The organism is Haliscomenobacter sp. (assembly GCF_041740695.1).
In the GTDB taxonomy this organism is placed as follows: Bacteria; Bacteroidota; Bacteroidia; order Chitinophagales; family Saprospiraceae; genus Haliscomenobacter.
This window is the reverse complement of record NZ_JBGSLK010000046.1, coordinates 36015-52401: the sequence shown is the minus strand read 5'-3', so window position 1 is coordinate 52401 and position 16387 is coordinate 36015. Positions and strand designations below refer to the sequence as shown.

Annotated in this window: 9 protein-coding genes and 1 pseudogene; 9 read left to right on the top strand and 1 reads right to left on the bottom strand. The window is 48.3% G+C overall.

Annotated elements, in window-relative coordinates; translation table 11 throughout:
- Window positions 1-89: 89 nt before the first annotated feature.
- On the top strand, window positions 90-860 hold the full coding sequence (locus tag ACEW9O_RS10430; RefSeq protein WP_373550100.1) for a LytR/AlgR family response regulator transcription factor: 771 nt from the start codon (window positions 90-92) through the stop codon (window positions 858-860).
- Window positions 861-978: 118 nt separating this feature from the next.
- Here the strand turns inward: ACEW9O_RS10430 and ACEW9O_RS10425 are convergent, their stop codons facing one another.
- A complete protein-coding gene (locus ACEW9O_RS10425) occupies window positions 979-1992 on the bottom strand; it encodes a sensor histidine kinase (protein ID WP_373550099.1) in 1014 nt (337 codons plus the stop codon).
- A gap of 399 nt (window positions 1993-2391) precedes the next feature.
- Between ACEW9O_RS10425 and ACEW9O_RS10420 the strand changes: the two genes are divergently transcribed.
- From ACEW9O_RS10420 to ACEW9O_RS10385, 8 genes and pseudogenes are all read left to right on the top strand, one after another.
- Complete coding sequence (locus ACEW9O_RS10420; protein WP_373550098.1) at window positions 2392-4014, top strand: SulP family inorganic anion transporter; 1623 nt, start codon at window positions 2392-2394, stop codon at window positions 4012-4014.
- Window positions 4015-4307: 293 nt separating this feature from the next.
- Window positions 4308-5042: a DUF2490 domain-containing protein gene (locus ACEW9O_RS10415; protein WP_373550097.1), complete on the top strand. Its 735-nt coding sequence runs from the start codon at window positions 4308-4310 to the stop codon at window positions 5040-5042.
- A 212-nt stretch (window positions 5043-5254) separates the two neighbouring features.
- Window positions 5255-5839: an OmpH family outer membrane protein gene (locus tag ACEW9O_RS10410; RefSeq protein WP_373550096.1), complete on the top strand. Its 585-nt coding sequence runs from the start codon at window positions 5255-5257 to the stop codon at window positions 5837-5839.
- Window positions 5840-6102: 263 nt separating this feature from the next.
- Complete coding sequence (locus ACEW9O_RS10405; protein ID WP_373550095.1) at window positions 6103-7941, top strand: phosphoenolpyruvate carboxykinase (GTP); 1839 nt, start codon at window positions 6103-6105, stop codon at window positions 7939-7941.
- A 242-nt stretch (window positions 7942-8183) separates the two neighbouring features.
- Entirely contained in the window at window positions 8184-9182 is a 999-nt protein-coding gene (locus tag ACEW9O_RS10400; protein WP_373550094.1) for a virulence RhuM family protein, read from the top strand.
- A 126-nt stretch (window positions 9183-9308) separates the two neighbouring features.
- Window positions 9309-11137: pseudogene (locus tag ACEW9O_RS10395) on the top strand (ABC transporter ATP-binding protein).
- Between the two features lie 671 nt (window positions 11138-11808).
- The gene (locus tag ACEW9O_RS10390) at window positions 11809-14319 is read left to right on the top strand and encodes a YbcC family protein (protein WP_373550093.1); all 2511 of its coding nucleotides are present in this window, start codon (window positions 11809-11811) and stop codon (window positions 14317-14319) included.
- A 4-nt stretch (window positions 14320-14323) separates the two neighbouring features.
- Window positions 14324-16195, top strand: coding sequence for a proton-conducting transporter membrane subunit (locus tag ACEW9O_RS10385; protein WP_373550092.1), 1872 nt, complete (start codon window positions 14324-14326; stop codon window positions 16193-16195).
- Window positions 16196-16387: the final 192 nt, after the last annotated feature.

Here is a 16387-nt window from a genome sequence, read left to right as displayed (position 1 = left end):
GCAGAGGCTTAGACAAGGACTGTGTCTAAGCCTCTGCGGTAGCCTCAACCTTCTCAACCTTCCTCAACCTCCCTAAACCATATGTACCAATGAAAATCCTGATCGTAGAAGACGAACCCAAGACCGCCCAGGACTTGAGCGAAACCCTCCAGGAAATCGATCCTTCCGTTACCATTCTGGGCATTACCGACTCGATTGAAGGTACGCTCAATTTTTTGGCTTACCCGCCTGCACCAGATCTCATTTTTTTAGACATCCAGTTGGCCGACGGCCTCAGTTTTGATCTATTTAAAGAAACAACCATTGCTTGTCCGGTGGTGTTCTGCACTGCTTATGACGAATATGCGCTCCAGGCCTTTCAAACCAATGGAGTTGCTTATGTATTGAAGCCATTTAGTGTGGGTGATGTACGACTGGCCTTGGATAAAGTGAAATCGCTAGCCAACTTTTTTCGCGCCGATGTTCCTGACTTTCGCGCTTTCGCGGAGGCAATGGATACCTTGCGCACAAATGGGGGGTTAAAGAGTAACTTTTTAGTCTCCTTCCGGGGTAATTTCATACCCATTCCTACCAAAGAAATTGCCTTATTTTACATTTTGGGTGAAGATGTTTGTTTGCAAACCTTCAAAGGCAATACTTATCTGGTGCCACATTCGCTTGAAGAAATTGAACGGATGGTTGGCTATCAGCAGTTCTATCGCGCCAATCGGCAGCACCTCATTAATTTTGAGTTGATTGAATCGATTGAACAGGATTTTGCACGGAAACTCAAAATCAAACCCAAAGTCAAATGCCACGATCAAATCACGGTGAGCAAGGCAAAGGCCAGTGAGTTTTTGCAATGGATGAACACGAGATAAAGTGAAAAGTGAAAAGTGAAAAAAATGCACTTCCCTTTTCATTCCAAATTTTTAAGCAAAAAAATTGTGCAAAACAGTTGAAAGGCTGCTGGTGTTCCTGCTTTTCACTTTTCACTCTTCACTTTTCACTCAAAACAGGTAGCCGCACTTCAAAGTATTTTTCTCCTTTCAACACTTTTACTTCACGATTGCTGAGGAGTTGGTAGCGTTGGCGGATGTTCTCCAGGCCAAGGCCAGTGGTATGCTCTACCGTGCGTTTGGGTTGGAGGTTGTTGCGGATGATGATGTGGCCCTCATCATTGTAGATCTCAACCAAAAGGGCTTTCCCGGCACCAATCATGTTGTGTTTTACTGCATTTTCGATGAGCAATTGAAAGGTATTGGGAGGAGTATACGTCTCGTAGACGTCTGGCGACAGGGTGACTTCCAGTTTAAAATTGTCTTCAAAGCGTGCGTGAATCAAACTGGCGTAGGAACGGGCAATCGAAAGGTCTTCGCGCAAGGACACTTTTTCTTTTTGATTGTTTTGCAACAAATAGCGGTACACATCGGCCAATTGGACGATGAAGTCCTGCGCGTCGGGATTGTTGCTCTTAACCAATGTTTTTAAGGTATTTAAGGCATTGAATAAAAAGTGGGGATTCACCTGCTGGCGCAACAAATCCATTTGCGCCTTGGCGCTCATTTCCATCAATTGGGCATTGGTCACTTGCACTTGTTGGATTTGGTATACCGAACGCACCGCGTAAAAGAGGATTTGTAAAATGATGTTGATAAGAATTCCCCGGAAAATAAAAAAGATCAGGGGGGCCTTTTCTTCTTTGATGGTTTTGTGAACAATGATTTCAACCACTACCACCAACACTACACCAACAAGAAGACTAATTGCACTTTGTAAAAACAAACGCGCACCACTGGAACTAAAAACGCGCTTCAGCTTGGGCTCTTGGGTGTCCAGCCAAAAATTGAATTGCCAAATCAGCACGGCATAAGTACAAAGCACCAAAAAATCAATAGAAGCTTGTAAAATGTCCCGATACTCTCCATCTACAGCCCGATTGAGCATGAAGAAAAAAGTAATCGCCAGGGTAGACCAAACCGCAATTTTTCGGAAGTAACGTTGGAATTTCAAAATTTGATTTTCCTGCAAAATACACGCTCTTCAGAACATTTGCACCCCGAGCTGTCAACGCCCAGCCCTGAAATGGCCAATCTCCTCCCTCAAGCGGGCAAAGTCGCCCCTGAAGTTTATTGCTGAATCCAGAAATTTGTGTCGCAAGAAACAACCTACATCATCATTCTAACCAATCGGCTGGAACGAAGATCACCAAGAGCTTAATTGGGGTTTTTCGGACGTTGGAGAGAAGCGTCCGAACATGGGTTGGGGGAATTGGTTTCCCCCATCTTTTACCTCAATTAATTGCGAAAAACATTACAATTCTAACCAATTAAGATATTGATCATTCACTCCTGCGCAGGAAGCTCTACCTGCTATGGCTAGGAGACTTTTGACCCAAACAAAATATTTCTTATGGAACAACAAACCACTTTCCGCCCTAAATCTGGCTGGGCGGGCTTCAAAGAGAACTGGTCAAAGGACCTGTTGTCGGGATTTTTGGTGTCGCTGATTGCCTTGCCACTCAGCTTAGGTATCGCCGGAGCAAGTAATTTTCCACCCATCATGGGGGTACTTACGGCAATGGTTGGAGGGATTGTCGTTGCTTTTTTTGCCGGATCGGAATTGACGATTAAAGGGCCTGCGGCGGGTTTGATTGTCATCGTGGCTGGTGCAGTGGAAGAACTGGGCCGGGGCGACAATGATTTGGGCTGGAAATTGGCGCTTGGCGTCATTGTGCTGGCTGGTGCAGTACAGGTGCTGTTTGGCCTATTCAAAGTGGCAAAACTGGCCGATTTTTTCCCGCTTTCAGCCGTTCACGGCATGCTGGCCGCCATTGGCATCATCATCATGTCCAAACAAATTCACCTGGCCGTCGGGATTTCGCCCGCGGAATTAAAAGGCAAAGAACCCTTGGAATTGCTGACCATGGTGCCGCATAGTTTGACCCATATGGAATACCATGTCGCCATCATTGGGTTAGTCAGTTTAGTGATTTTGTTCGGTTGGCAGTTCGTCAAAGTGAAGGCGCTGAAAAAAATTCCACCCGCACTGCTGGTTTTGATTGTAGGGGTGCTCATGGGAGGCTACTTTAACCTTTCCGACCCCAATTATGCCAACATCAAAGCGCTAGTCAACCCGGGCGACTTAAAATTGGGTTTCAATGCCAGTTTTGCTGGTTTAAGTGGCGATTTATTACCCATTTTTTTGAAGTACCTGCTCATGTTTACGCTGGTAGGCAGCCTGGAATCTTTATTGACCGGAAAGGCAGTTGATCTATTGGATCCTTACCAGCGCAAAGCCAATTTGAGCAAAGACCTTTCTGCAGTGGGGATTGGGAATATGGTCGTTGGCCTTTTGGGTGGCTTGCCCATGATCTCGGAAGTAGCCCGAAGTGCCGCCAACATCAACAATGGTGGACGAACTCGCTGGGCCAATTTATTCCATGGCCTGTCCTTGCTCTTGTTTGTTGTGCTGCTTACCCCCTTGATCAAAATGGTTCCGGTGGCTTCCCTCGCTGCGATGCTCATTTTTGTAGGTTTCCGTTTGGCGGCACCTCGTGAATTTGTTCATGCTTACCACATTGGGTTGGAGCAACTCTTCCTTTTTTCCATTACTGTAATCGTGACGATTTGTACCGACCTCTTGATTGGCATTGGCGCAGGAATAACGGCCAAACTTATCATTCAACTGGCTTTAGGTGTACCCCTGAAATATGTTTTCCGCCAGCCGATCCGCATTACCCAACAAGGGGATGAGCATTTGCTGGAGGTGGAAGGAGCCGCCACTTTTAGCAACTTATTGAATTTAAAAAAACACTTGGCTCGCGTCCCAGCCGGAAGTCGGCTACGGGTGAATTTTACCAAAGCCAGGTATGTAGACCATACAGTACTTGAAAACTTACATCATTTTCAACGGGATTACGAAGCCAATGGCGGAAAGTTTATCCTGGAGGGGATTGATCGGCTCAAGCCCTTGTCCCAACACCCCTTGGCTGCACGCCGCAGCAAAAACGATGACTTGATTCAACGCACTTAATCTATATTAGAGATAGTCCTTCAATCTATTCCATACCATTCTTTTTTTTTGATTTTATTTGTAAAATTGTCTTTTCATACTAGTCCGGGTCGGTACTTGTCGTGCCGACCCAATTTTAGGAATGAAAATAAAATAAAGTAAACACTTGACCGGCTCTTTTTTGATTTTGCTGCGTTACTCCTCAGTTGCGTAGACTGACTATGCGCCTTCGTCGTGCCTTGCCAAATCAAAAAATAGCTCAGTCAACTTGTTTACTTTATTTCATTTCCGTTCCTTATCAAATTAATCACTCGATGAAAAATCTCGTTTTGACGATCTTAGCCGTCTTCATTGCTTATTGGGGTGTTGCTCAAGGCGGAAGAATAATCGCCCCATCAGGTCATGCGTGGTACATGGAAAATGGTACCATCAAACTCAACGAAAAATGGCTACTGTTTCATGACATACAATTTCGGCGAGCCGATATTTTACCCGAAGCGCAACAGTTGTTGCTACGTGCTGGCATTGGATACAACCTCTCCAAGTCCATCCAGATCATGGGTGGTTATTGTTTTGTACAAACCTATCCTTATGGCGATTATCCGGTGAAACATGAGTTTCCTGAAAACCGGATCTGGGAGCAATTGATCATCAGAGCACCCATCGGAAGGGCTACTTTTATCAATCGGTATCGACTGGAGCAGCGCTATCTTGGGAACAGCACCACTGGCAGTTTGGCCAATCCCCGTTTTGAAAACCGGGCACGCTATCTCGGCCGAGTGAATATGCCTTTGCAAAAGGGTGATGATTATAAGTTATATGGCTTCGCATATGATGAAATTTTCATCAATTTCGGCAAAAACGTGGGCGTGAACATCTATGACCAAAACCGTATTGCCGCCGGGCTGGGCTGGAAGCTCGATAAAAAACTCAGCCTGGAATTGGGTTATATGAATCAGATGGTGCAACAACGTGCCCTGCAGCCCAATGGGAAATCAGTAGTAGAAAATAACCATACGTTGATTGCTTCCCTGCTGAGTAATTTTTAGTACGCCTAGTACTACTTTGACAGTTTAAACTGTCAAAGTAGTACTAGGAAGCATTGACAAGATTTATTTTTTAAATTGACAATCGTCATCTTTCCCGACTCAAGCTTGGCCGATCTTGCCCTTGATTTCACGCAAAACCTTTACTTTCTTGGTTTTTTTCCAAAAATAATGGCAGTTTTGCTTTCGTTAATTCAAATTCAAAACAGCCATTAATGAAAAACATTACATCAGTACTGACCTGGATATTGTTGGTAGCCGTAGGTTACCTGTTTTTTGCACATTTCAGCAACGCTGCATCAGGTTCCAAGAAAACAACCACTGAAGTAAACGCTAAGGAAGAAACCCCAAAGGTTGTGTACGTCAACGGCGATAGTCTGCTGAATAAATTCACGACTTTTCAGGCTGATTTGAAAGCCCTGGAAGCACGCAGCAAAACTATGGAAAGCACGCTGGCTAGTCGTGGTCGTTCCTTACAACAAGAGATGATCAGCGCTGAGCAAAAAGCACAATCAGGCCAAATGGCACCTGCGCAAATCCAGAAGGAACAACAGCGCCTCATGCAAAAGCAACAAAATTTGGTTGCTCAGCAAGAAAGCATGTCGAAACAACTGCTGGACGAGCGCCAAAAATTGCAAGAAAATCTGGAAAAGCGGGTAAAAGACCTGCTCACCGCCATCCGCAAGGAAAAAGGGTATGATTTTATCCTGAATTACGGTCCAGGTACTGGGGTGCTGATGGTCAATGATAGCCTCAACATCACGAATGAGGTGTTGGAAAAATTGAACGCCAAACAGTAGGGACAACCCTACGTGGTTGTCCGACCCTACGTGGTTGTCCGACCCTACGTGGTTGTCCGACCCTACGTGGTTATCCGACCCTACGTGGTTGTCCGACCCTACGTGGTTGCCCGACCCTACGTGGTTGCCCCTACGTGGGCGACCACATAGGGTCGCCCCAACAAGGGTCGCCCCTAACCAAATTCCCTTCCTGGACCGTCATTCCCAAAACAATTGTGAACCCTAAAATAGGCTTTGACATGATCCAGGAAGACTTATCAACCATGAAAAACCCATACACCGGTTCCTTCAAGGAACTCAAACGCTGGTTGGAAAAGACGATAGAGCTTTGCCAGCCCGATGAGGTCCAACTCTGTGACGGATCGGAAGCGGAGTACAACGCCACGACCGAAAAACTGGTCGAAAAAGGTACTTTCATCCGCCTCAACCCCGAAAAATGGCCCAACAGTTTCGCTTGTTTCAGCGATCCCAGCGATGTGGCCCGGGTAGAAGACCGCACCTACATCTGTAGCATCAACCGCTCGGATGCAGGCCCTACCAACAACTGGGTGGAGCCCAAACAAATGAAAAAGACCCTGGAGCCACTGCTCAAAGGATGTATGCAGGGCCGAACGATGTACATCATTCCCTTCTGCATGGGGCCATTGGGTTCGGAATTGTCCCGTTACGGCATCCAGATTACCGACTCTGAATACGTAGTGGCCAACATGCGCATCATGACGCGCATGGGTACACCCGCGCTCAAGCTCATAGAAGCAAAAGAAGATTACGTCAAATGTTTGCATACCGCAGGGGCACCGTTGGCACCTGGTCAAGAGGATACTTCCTGGCCCTGCAACCCTACGGTGAAATACATTGTACACTACCCCGAAGAACGTTCGATCGTATCTTACGGAAGCGGGTATGGGGGCAACGCACTGCTGGGCAAAAAATGTTTTGCCTTGCGCATCGCTTCGTCGATTGGGCGGGCAGAGCACTGGTTGGCCGAACACATGCTCATCCTGGGTGCTGAATCACCTGAAGGCGAAAAAACCTACGTGGCGGCAGCTTTCCCTAGTGCTTGTGGCAAAACCAACTTTGCCATGATGATTCCGCCGGATGCCATGGAAGGCTGGAAAATCACGACGGTAGGTGACGACATTGCCTGGATTCACCGGGGTGAAGGGGGCCGACTCTACGCCATCAACCCCGAAGCGGGTTACTTCGGCGTAGCACCGGGTACCAACTTCAAGACCAACCCCAACGCCATGGCGGCGCTTTCAAAAAACACCATTTTTACCAATGTTGGGCTTACCCCCGATGGCGATATCTGGTGGGAAGGCATGAGCAAAACGCCACCCGCCAACCTGATCGACTGGCGCAAACAACCCTGGGACCCAAGCAGTGGCAAACCCTGTGCGCATCCCAATTCCCGCTTCACCGCCCCGTCGGGCCAAAACCCAGCCATCGACAGTGAGTGGGACAATCCCGAAGGTGTACCCATTGGTGCATTCATCTTTGGGGGCCGCCGCAGTACCACGGTGCCGCTGGTGGTGCAATCCTTCAACTGGAACTTTGGGGTTTACCTCGCTGCCACCATGGGCTCAGAAATGACTGCTGCCGCTTTTGGCGAAATTGGCAAGGTACGCCGCGACCCATACGCCATGTTGCCCTTCCTGGGTTACCACCTGGGCGATTATTTCAACCATTGGCTGGATTATGGCCGCGACTTGCCCAACGCTCCCCGGATTTTTGGGGTCAACTGGTTCCGCAAAGACGAGAATGGCGACTTCATTTGGCCTGGCTTTGGAGAGAACATGCGGGTGCTGAAATGGATCATCGACCGCATCAAAGGCCGCGCCGCAGCAGTGGAAAGCCCCATCGGCTGGATGCCCCGCTACCAGGATCTGGACTGGGAAGGACTCACCGACTTTACCCAGGAGGACTTTGACAAGATCATGTCCATCGACCGCGAAGCCTGGAAAAAAGAAGTGATCAACCACGAAGAATTGTTCGCTACCGCTTATGATAAATTGCCGAAGGAATTCCTGTTCATGCGGGAATTGTTGCTTTCGGCGCTCTGGAGGTCTCCTGAGAAGTGGGGATTGGCGGAAGAAAGGTAGGAATTTTTGAGTTTAGATATGAATTGAGGGTGCCAGCTGAGCGGGAGTTCGGCTGGCATTTTTTGCATCTGCAACTGGGAAGCAAGAGGCTATACCTTACTATTTCTTAAATTGCTTTTCGCTTCTGCAACAGGTCACCAGGTATTTAAAAACACAAAAAATTAATTTATTTTATTTTTAAAAACATATTATCTTTGTTTGGCCCCGCTTCATAGCTGAAAGGTCTAAAGAAAATACACCAAATGAACACCAGCGAAATCCTCATCTATCAAAACCAAAACGGCCACATCAAAATCGATGTGCGGCTAGAGGATGAAACAGTGTGGCTTACACAGTTACAAATGGCGCAGCTTTTTGGAAAAGACAAACGAACGATTTCTGAACACATCGGCAATATCTTCAAAGAAGGCGAACTGGAAGAAAATTCAGTTGTCCGGAATTTCCGGATAACTGCCGCTGACGGTAAAAACTATGATATCCAGCACTACAACCTAGACGTCATCATCTCCGTCGGCTATCGCGTAAAATCCCCTCAAGGCACCCAATTCCGCATTTGGGCTACCCAACGACTCAAGGAGTACATCATCAAAGGTTTTGCCCTGAATGACGAGCGCTTCAAGTCGGGTACTTCGATGAACTACTTCAGCGAACTGCAGGAGCGCATTCGCGAAATCCGCCTCTCGGAGCGCTTTTTTTATCAGAAAATCAAAGACATCTACACCACCAGCATTGACTATGATCCCAAAGACGAGAAGACCCTTGAATTTTTCAAAGTGATCCAAAATAAATTGCTTTGGGCCATCAGCCAGCAAACGGCAGCCGAGTTGGTGTACCGCAGGGTAGATGCTACCTTGCCTTGGTTGGGCATGCAGTCTTACGACAAGCAGGACAATAACACCATTAAAAAGTCGGAAGTAAGTACCGCCAAGAACTACCTGAGTGAGGATGAAATCAAACTACTGGGGCTTTTGGTAGAACAGTACCTTGCCTTTGCCGAAACCATGGCGCAGCAGCGTACTCCCATGTACATGAAGGATTGGATTGCCCGTTTGGATGCCATTCTACAACTCAATGGCCGGGACTTGCTCACGCATGCAGGCAAAATCAGCTACGAAATGGCTTTGCAGAAATCGGGCGAGGAGTATGAAAAGTACAAGCTTGCCCAAAAAGCTGTAGAAAAAGAGCAAAACCTGCAAGAGTTGGAGAATGATTTTAAAAAACTGAAGCCGCCAAAGCAATAATAAATTCCCTTCAACTTCCCCCTTGAAACCAGACTAACCCAAAAAGTGTTTATCTTCTTTTCACCAACTTGAACACCTCTCTGAATGCCGGCAGCCTTGCCTCCATTCAGGCGCACCACCTACAACATGAAACTACTTTTCCGCTACTTCGCCCCCTATCGTTGGCTCGTCCTATTGGTACTGTTCCTGGCCGCCATCAACATCGGGTTTTCGCTGATTGAACCCATCATCTTTGGGAAGTTGGTCACCCTGGCTTCCAACCACCAGGTGTCGTCCACGCCGCCGGGCGCGTTCGACTGGCAGCGCTTCCTGTTCATCAACGAAAACATCACCGACCAGGCCGGGAAAAATGTGATGGTGTATGGTCTCATGTGGCTGCTTATCGGCTCCATTTCGGTGGCCATGATCAGCCGCATTGCCAAGGCGTTTCAAGATTATTTCCTCAACCTCATCACCCAAAAATTCGGGGCCACCATCTTCACCGACGGCTTGCAGCACGCGATGAAACTGCCTTACCAGGAGTTTGAAGAGCAGCGCAGCGGCGAAACCCTGGGCATCCTCCAAAAGGTGCGTACCGACACGGAGAAGTTCATTTCCACCTTCATCAACGTGCTGTTTCCCGTCATCGTGGGCATCGTATTTGTGGCGCTGTATGCGTTCAACAAGCACTGGAGTTTGCCCGCAATCTACTTCGGTGGCATTTTTTACTCACTTGGGTGTCCAATCTGCTGAGCAAAAAAGTGAAGGCCATTCAGAAGATCATTGTCAAACAGACCACCTCGCTGGCTGGTGCCACCACCGAGTCGCTGCGCAACATCGAGCTGATGAAAAGCCTCGGTCTGACCAAACAAGAGGTCGAGCGGCTCAATAAAAACACCTTCAGCATCCTCAAGCTGGAACTCACCAAGGTGAAGCGCATCCGCAGCATCAGTTTCGTGCAGGGCACCTTTGTCAACACCCTGCGGCAGCTCATCCTGTTTATGCTCATGTGGCTGGTGTACAAGGGCCAATTGGCACCGGGCGAAATCGTGACCATGCAGATTTTTTCGTTTTTCATCTTTGGTCCCTTGCAGGAAATTGGCAACATCATCCTCAGTTACCGGGAAGCCGAGGCATCGCTCAACAACTTTGAGACGCTGATGCAAAAGCAGCCCGAGTCTGAGCCAGCCCACCCCAAGCACCTGGGTGACATCGAAACGCTGGAGTTCCGTAACGTGGGCTTCCGCCACCAATCGGCGCAGCAAAATGCCCTCAACGACATCAGTTTTCAGGTGAAAACTGGCGAAACCATTGCCTTCGTCGGCCCCAGTGGCAGCGGCAAAACTACCCTAATGAAACTCCTCGTCGGCTTGTACCGCCCTCAGAGTGGTAGCATCTTCTACAACGGCCTCGATGAAAAATCCATCCACTTCGACGACCTGCGCCGCCAAATCGGTTTCGTCACGCAAGACACGCAGCTCTTCTCCGGCACCATCCGGGAAAACCTGCTCTTCGTGAACCCCAGCGCCACCGAAGCGGACCTACAATCGGCACTCACCAAAGCCTCTTGCAATACCCTGCTGGCTCGTGCCGAAAAGGGCCTCGATACCACCATCGGTGAAGGCGGCCTCAAACTTTCTGGCGGCGAAAAACAGCGCATCTCGATCGCCCGTGCCTTGCTGCGCATCCCCAAACTCCTCCTGTTCGACGAAGCCACTTCCGCCCTCGACTCCCTCACTGAGGAGGAAATCACCGATACCATCCGGGAAATCAGCGCTGAAGGCCGCCAGATCACCCTGCTCATCGCCCACCGCCTCAGCACCATCCTCCATGCCGATCGCATCTTCGTGCTGGAAAAAGGCGACATTGTGGAGACGGGGTCTCATGATCAACTGCTTGCTGAAAAAGGGCTGTATTATGCAATGTGGCGGCAACAGATTGGGGAGCGGAAGGAGAAGGTGTTTTCGATGAATTAGGACTGTCAATTACCTACAAATCCCCCAAATTAGATTTGTGGTTGATATTGAGCGTTTTACTGGAGTCTCAGAACCCCGACCCCTGGAAGACAAGGTCGATTGGTTCTAAAGTGAGCGCTGTTTCAACCCCGATAGCTAAGAGTGATAAAAAGTAATATAGTAGCCACCGCTACGCGGTTCAAAAATCCTTCCAAGCGGCTCAGCTATAAACCGGGCCAGGGCTATCGCCCTTAGATACTGCGAAAAACCGCGTGAGTGGTGGCCCGGTTTATAGTCAAAAGCAAGTAAAAGAATTTGAACCGCGTAGCGGTGGCAACTATATATTATCGCTTAGCGCTCGAAGCTACAGGCGGAAAAAAATCCGTTCTCATCCGTTTAGTCCGTTTCATCCGTTTTGCCATCCTGCCGCTTTGGTTGAGCAGCGAGGCTGTGAGCAATTATCATTATTATTTCTTGCCACCCAAAAAATCTTGTAAGTTATCCCCGCCCCCAACTTCGACCCCCGAATTTGCCCGCTTCGACCCTTTTTCCACACTACAAATTTGCCTCCCGCGCTTTTTAGCCAATACCTTTGCCTTCAATCAACACAAAAACAAAACCAAGCACGGAGCATGGTTTTTTCGTACTTTAACCCAACTAAAAGCACCCACAACAACTTTAAGATTTCATCCATGAGTCAATCCATTGATTTATCGAGGGGCTTTGACGTACAGCACGTTTTACACGAGCTCAAACATTACCTCCCGGCACAAGCGCCCTTAATGGACTTTGTGCACCACAATACCTTACACGCTTTCCAACATTTGGATTTTAGTGCAGGCACCCAAAAGGCAGCGACCATTTTTGGGTACAAAGTCACGCTGTCGATGCAGGAGTTTCGCGACTTGTACACGGCAGAGCGCATCAATCCGCAAGTCCTGGACCGGGTGATTACTGAGCGGAAAGGGGCAGACCAGCTGAAAGAATGGTTAAAAAAAGCCTTGCACCACAATTACCGCAAAGAAACTAGCCCCCGCATTGGCACCTTGCGCAGCCACTGGAAAACCCAGTACAACCTGGACATGGATTCGCTAATGCACCCGCTGCTCTTCCGCATATTGTGCAGCTTTTTGGATCAGGGCATTTCCATGTGGCATTTCCCGGTGAATGAAAAAGGCTTTTTATCTGCTTTGCGGCGACTGGAAAAACACAGCGACATCAGCATTTTTCGGCGCAAACGAGCCAAGGATTTGTTGCTGAACACCAAGTGTGAAATCAGCGATCTGTTGCACTTGCTGATTGGCGACGAAAACCTGTATGAGCATTACCTCTTCGATCAACAGTTTGCCCACCAAGGCTGGTCGGGTATGGTTGCGACCATTGAGGAGCATCCCCATACCCTACTGGACACCCGCAGGATCAGCTTACACGATTTAATCATTTTTGAATTGTTGTTGGAAATCGACACCCTGGATTTTGTGCTTGGCAACGATTGGGTCCCCATGGGTGAAAAGATCAACGTGCAGCCCCAGGCTCTTTTTGATAAAATTGACTACTCCGAACGCTCCGAGGTGCTCAACATCTGGCAAGAAGCATTTGAGTGGACGTATTACGACCAGGTTTTGGCGGGCATTCAACTGGAAAAAGTCGATACAAGAAACATCCCATCCAAAAGTTTCCAAGCGGTTTTTTGCATCGATGATCGGGAATGCTCTTTGCGCCGCTACCTGGAATCGTTCGACCCTGAATGTGAAACCTTTGGCACTCCGGGCTTTTTTGGTGTTGAATTTTATTTTCAGCCCCAAGGTGGGAAGTTTTTTACCAAATCCTGCCCCGCCCCCATGCACCCCAAATACCTGATTCGGGAAGAAGAATCCAGCAGTCGCCTGGAATTGGATGTCCATTTGCTCAAACAATCTCACTCATCGGTAGGCGGTTGGTTGATCTCCCAAACCCTGGGATTTTGGGCAGCGATACGGCTGTTTTTCAACATAATCCGTCCTACCATGAGCCCGGCTACTGCATCTTCGCTCAAACACATGGACAAGTACTCCAAATTGAGCATTGAGTGCGGCGAACACCCTGAAAAAGTGAACGACTTGCAAGTGGGTTACAGCATTGAGGAAATGGTGGCCCGGGTGGAAACCGTGCTCCACAGCATTGGGCTGGTGAAAGATTTTGCGCCGCTGGTCTACATCGTTGGGCACGGTGCCAGCAGTGTCAACAACCCCTATTACGCGGCTTACGACTGTGGGGCATGTAGTGGGCGCGCCGGATCCGTGAACGCCCGTGTATTCAGTTACATGGCCAACCACCCCGAGGTGCGCCAGCGCTTGGTCGTGAAAGGGCTGAAGATTCCAGTCGAGACTCAATTTGTAGGGGCGCTGCACGACACCACCCGGGATGAAATTGTTTTTTACGACGAGTTTTCCTTACCTGCACATAATTTTGAGCTGCATACTCAAAACGAGGTCATCTTCGAAAAGGCCCTCGATTACAATGCCAAGGAACGTTCCCGGCGTTTTTATGCGGTGGATACCCAGCAGTCTGCGCTCAAGGTGCACGAAAAAGTACTGCGCCGCTCGGTATCCCTCTTTGAGCCCCGCCCCGAACTCAACCACGCCACCAACGCCTTGTGCATCATCGGCCGGCGGTACCTATCCAAGGGGCTGTTTTTGGATCGGCGCTCTTTTCTCAATTCCTACGACTATACAATCGACCCGGAAGGCATCTATTTGTCCACCATCCTCAATGCGGCTGCGCCCGTTTGTGGAGGAATCAACATGGAATATTTCTTCTCGCGGGTAGATGAACAGAAACTGGGCGCAGGCTCTAAATTACCGCACAACGTCATGGGTTTGTTTGGGGTAGCGAACGGGATTGACGGCGATTTGCGACCCGGCTTGCCCACTCAGATGACGGAGGTACACGATCCTTTGCGCCTGCTGATGATCGTTGAACACGATCCAGAGGTAGTGGCAAAAAGTATTCAGCGCTCCGCCGCCACCTACGAATGGTTCATCAACAACTGGATCAATCTGGTAGCGGTTCATCCCGAAACCCAGGAGCTGTACCGCTTCAAATCCGGGCATTTTGAGCCATACCACACCTTGCAAAAGGACCTTCCCCTGTTGCATGACCTCAAATCTTTGATTGAAACCAACACGGAGAACTTACCTGTTTACCTCATTACACAAGACTAATCCCATGAATCAATTGCTTCCACTATTTGTGCTGCTCCCGGTGATCGGGTTTTGTGTGAGTTTGTTGGTACCCGCCAAAAAAGAAAACACCCTGTCCAGAGTGGTCTATTTGAGCATGGGCTTGCACACACTGCTGGTTTTTGCTTACACGATTTATTGGTGGTTGCACCAGCACGAAATTCAGCAAAGCCAGAGCATTAACCTGTTTAACTCGGCGCATTTCCAGTTCAATTTTATCCTCATGTTCGATCTGATCACGGCGACTTATTTGCTCACTGGGGCTTATCTGACCATGCTCGTGACCATTTACAGCAGCTACTACTTGCACCGGGAGTCGGGGTACAAACGTTACTTCAATACCATTCTGTTTTTTTACATCGGGTACAACATCACGGTGATGGCCAATAATTTTGAAACCCTGTTCATCGGCTGGGAAATTTTGGGAATCACCTCTTTCCTGTTGATCGCCTTTTACCGCAACCGCTATTTGCCCGTCAAAAACGCGGTGAAAATTTTCTCGATTTACCGCATTGGCGATGTTGGGTTATTGTTGGCGATGTGGATGAGCCATCACCTTTGGAACGAAAGCATTACTTTTCAAAAACTACAAAATGCCGAGTTGGTGAGTGCTCAATTGCAATCCCACACTTGGATTGGGGTGTTTATTTCGCTGATGATTTTGATGACGGCCGCAGCTAAATCGGCGCAGTTGCCCTTTTCTTCCTGGTTGCCGCGGGCGATGGAGGGGCCAACCCCTTCCAGTGCCATCTTTTATGGCTCGTTGTCGGTGCATTTGGGGGTGTTTTTGCTGCTGCGCACTCATCCGTTTTGGGAACATCAGTTTTCGGTGAGGGTGATCATTGCCTTGTTGGGTTTGAGTACCACCATTCTGTCCATTGGCATTGCCCGGGTGCAATCTTCGGTAAAAAGCCAATTGGCGTACGCTTCCATTGCTCAAATTGGTTTGATTTTTATTGAAGTAGCGGCTGGCTGGCACACTCTGGCATTGGTTCACTTTGCGGGTAATGCCTTTTTGCGCACCTATCAACTGCTGGTTTCACCTTCCTTGGTGAGTTATTTGATCAAAGAACAGTTTTACAAATTTGTGCCCCGTCAGAAATCCTTTGAGGGGAAATTTTTGTCCAACAAACTGGAATACACCCTGTACGTCCTCTGTCTGAAAGAGTGGAATCTGGACGCAGCCATGTACCAATACTTGTGGAACCCGCTGAAAAAACTGGGTAAACGATTGGATTTTATCACCTTATCCTCCCTGTGGTGGTTCATTTTGCCGACGTATTTTATCGGCTTGTACTTCTTGCGTTTTGCCGAAGACAAAATCACCCCTTTTGCCCACGCATATTTGCCAGCGGTGTTTGGTTTGATCGGTTTGATTTTGGCTTTGAAAGCTTTTTCCGAGCGGATTCATGCCCGCTTGAGCTGGGTTCTGGTGGTACTTAATCACGGATTCATTGCCCTGTCCGTATCGTACAACGAGCACTTCGACTTTTTTCAGGTTTACATCTACCTGAGTGGCGTGATTGTTGCGGGGATCGGCGGCTTTGTGGTGCTCAACTGGCTAAAAAAGACCGAGATGGTCAGTTTGGATCGTTTTCATGGTCACGTATACGAGCATCCCACCGCTGCGATGCTCTTCCTGATTGCGTGTTTGGCGTTGTCAGGTTTCCCGATCACACCTACATTTATTGGGGAAGATTTGATATTCAGCCACATCCATGAAAACCAGATCGTTCTGGCAGCCTTTGTGGCTTTGAGCTTCGTTATTGATGGTTTGGCGATTATGCGGATTTATGCTCGGGTATTTCTGGGGCCACACATCAAAAATTACCATTCGATTGCTTATCGATCTTCATAAACAATTGTCTTTAAGAGTGTAATATGCTGGGCTGATCCATCTTGGGTCAGCCTTTTTTGTGGCAAAAAAAAAGCGCCCCAGTGGGAGCGCTACGAAGTTTGGATGAATATGAAAACTTGCTGGTATGGTATTCAGGTGATTTCTTGAAACAAAACTAAAATCATTTTTTTTGCGGTATTTTTTTTGTGGTCA

Bases quoted from the DNA above. Each gene is read 5' to 3' on its own strand.
- ACEW9O_RS10415 (WP_373550097.1), top strand. From the start codon at position 4,308: ATGAAAAATCTCGTTTTGACGATCTTAGCCGTCTTCATTGCTTATTGG.
- ACEW9O_RS10390 (WP_373550093.1), top strand. From the start codon at position 11,809: ATGAGTCAATCCATTGATTTATCGAGGGGCTTTGACGTACAGCACGTT.
- ACEW9O_RS10430 (WP_373550100.1), top strand. From the start codon at position 90: ATGAAAATCCTGATCGTAGAAGACGAACCCAAGACCGCCCAGGACTTG.
- ACEW9O_RS10410 (WP_373550096.1), top strand. From the start codon at position 5,255: ATGAAAAACATTACATCAGTACTGACCTGGATATTGTTGGTAGCCGTA.
- ACEW9O_RS10400 (WP_373550094.1), top strand. From the start codon at position 8,184: ATGAACACCAGCGAAATCCTCATCTATCAAAACCAAAACGGCCACATC.
- ACEW9O_RS10385 (WP_373550092.1), top strand. From the start codon at position 14,324: ATGAATCAATTGCTTCCACTATTTGTGCTGCTCCCGGTGATCGGGTTT.
- ACEW9O_RS10405 (WP_373550095.1), top strand. From the start codon at position 6,103: ATGAAAAACCCATACACCGGTTCCTTCAAGGAACTCAAACGCTGGTTG.
- ACEW9O_RS10420 (WP_373550098.1), top strand. From the start codon at position 2,392: ATGGAACAACAAACCACTTTCCGCCCTAAATCTGGCTGGGCGGGCTTC.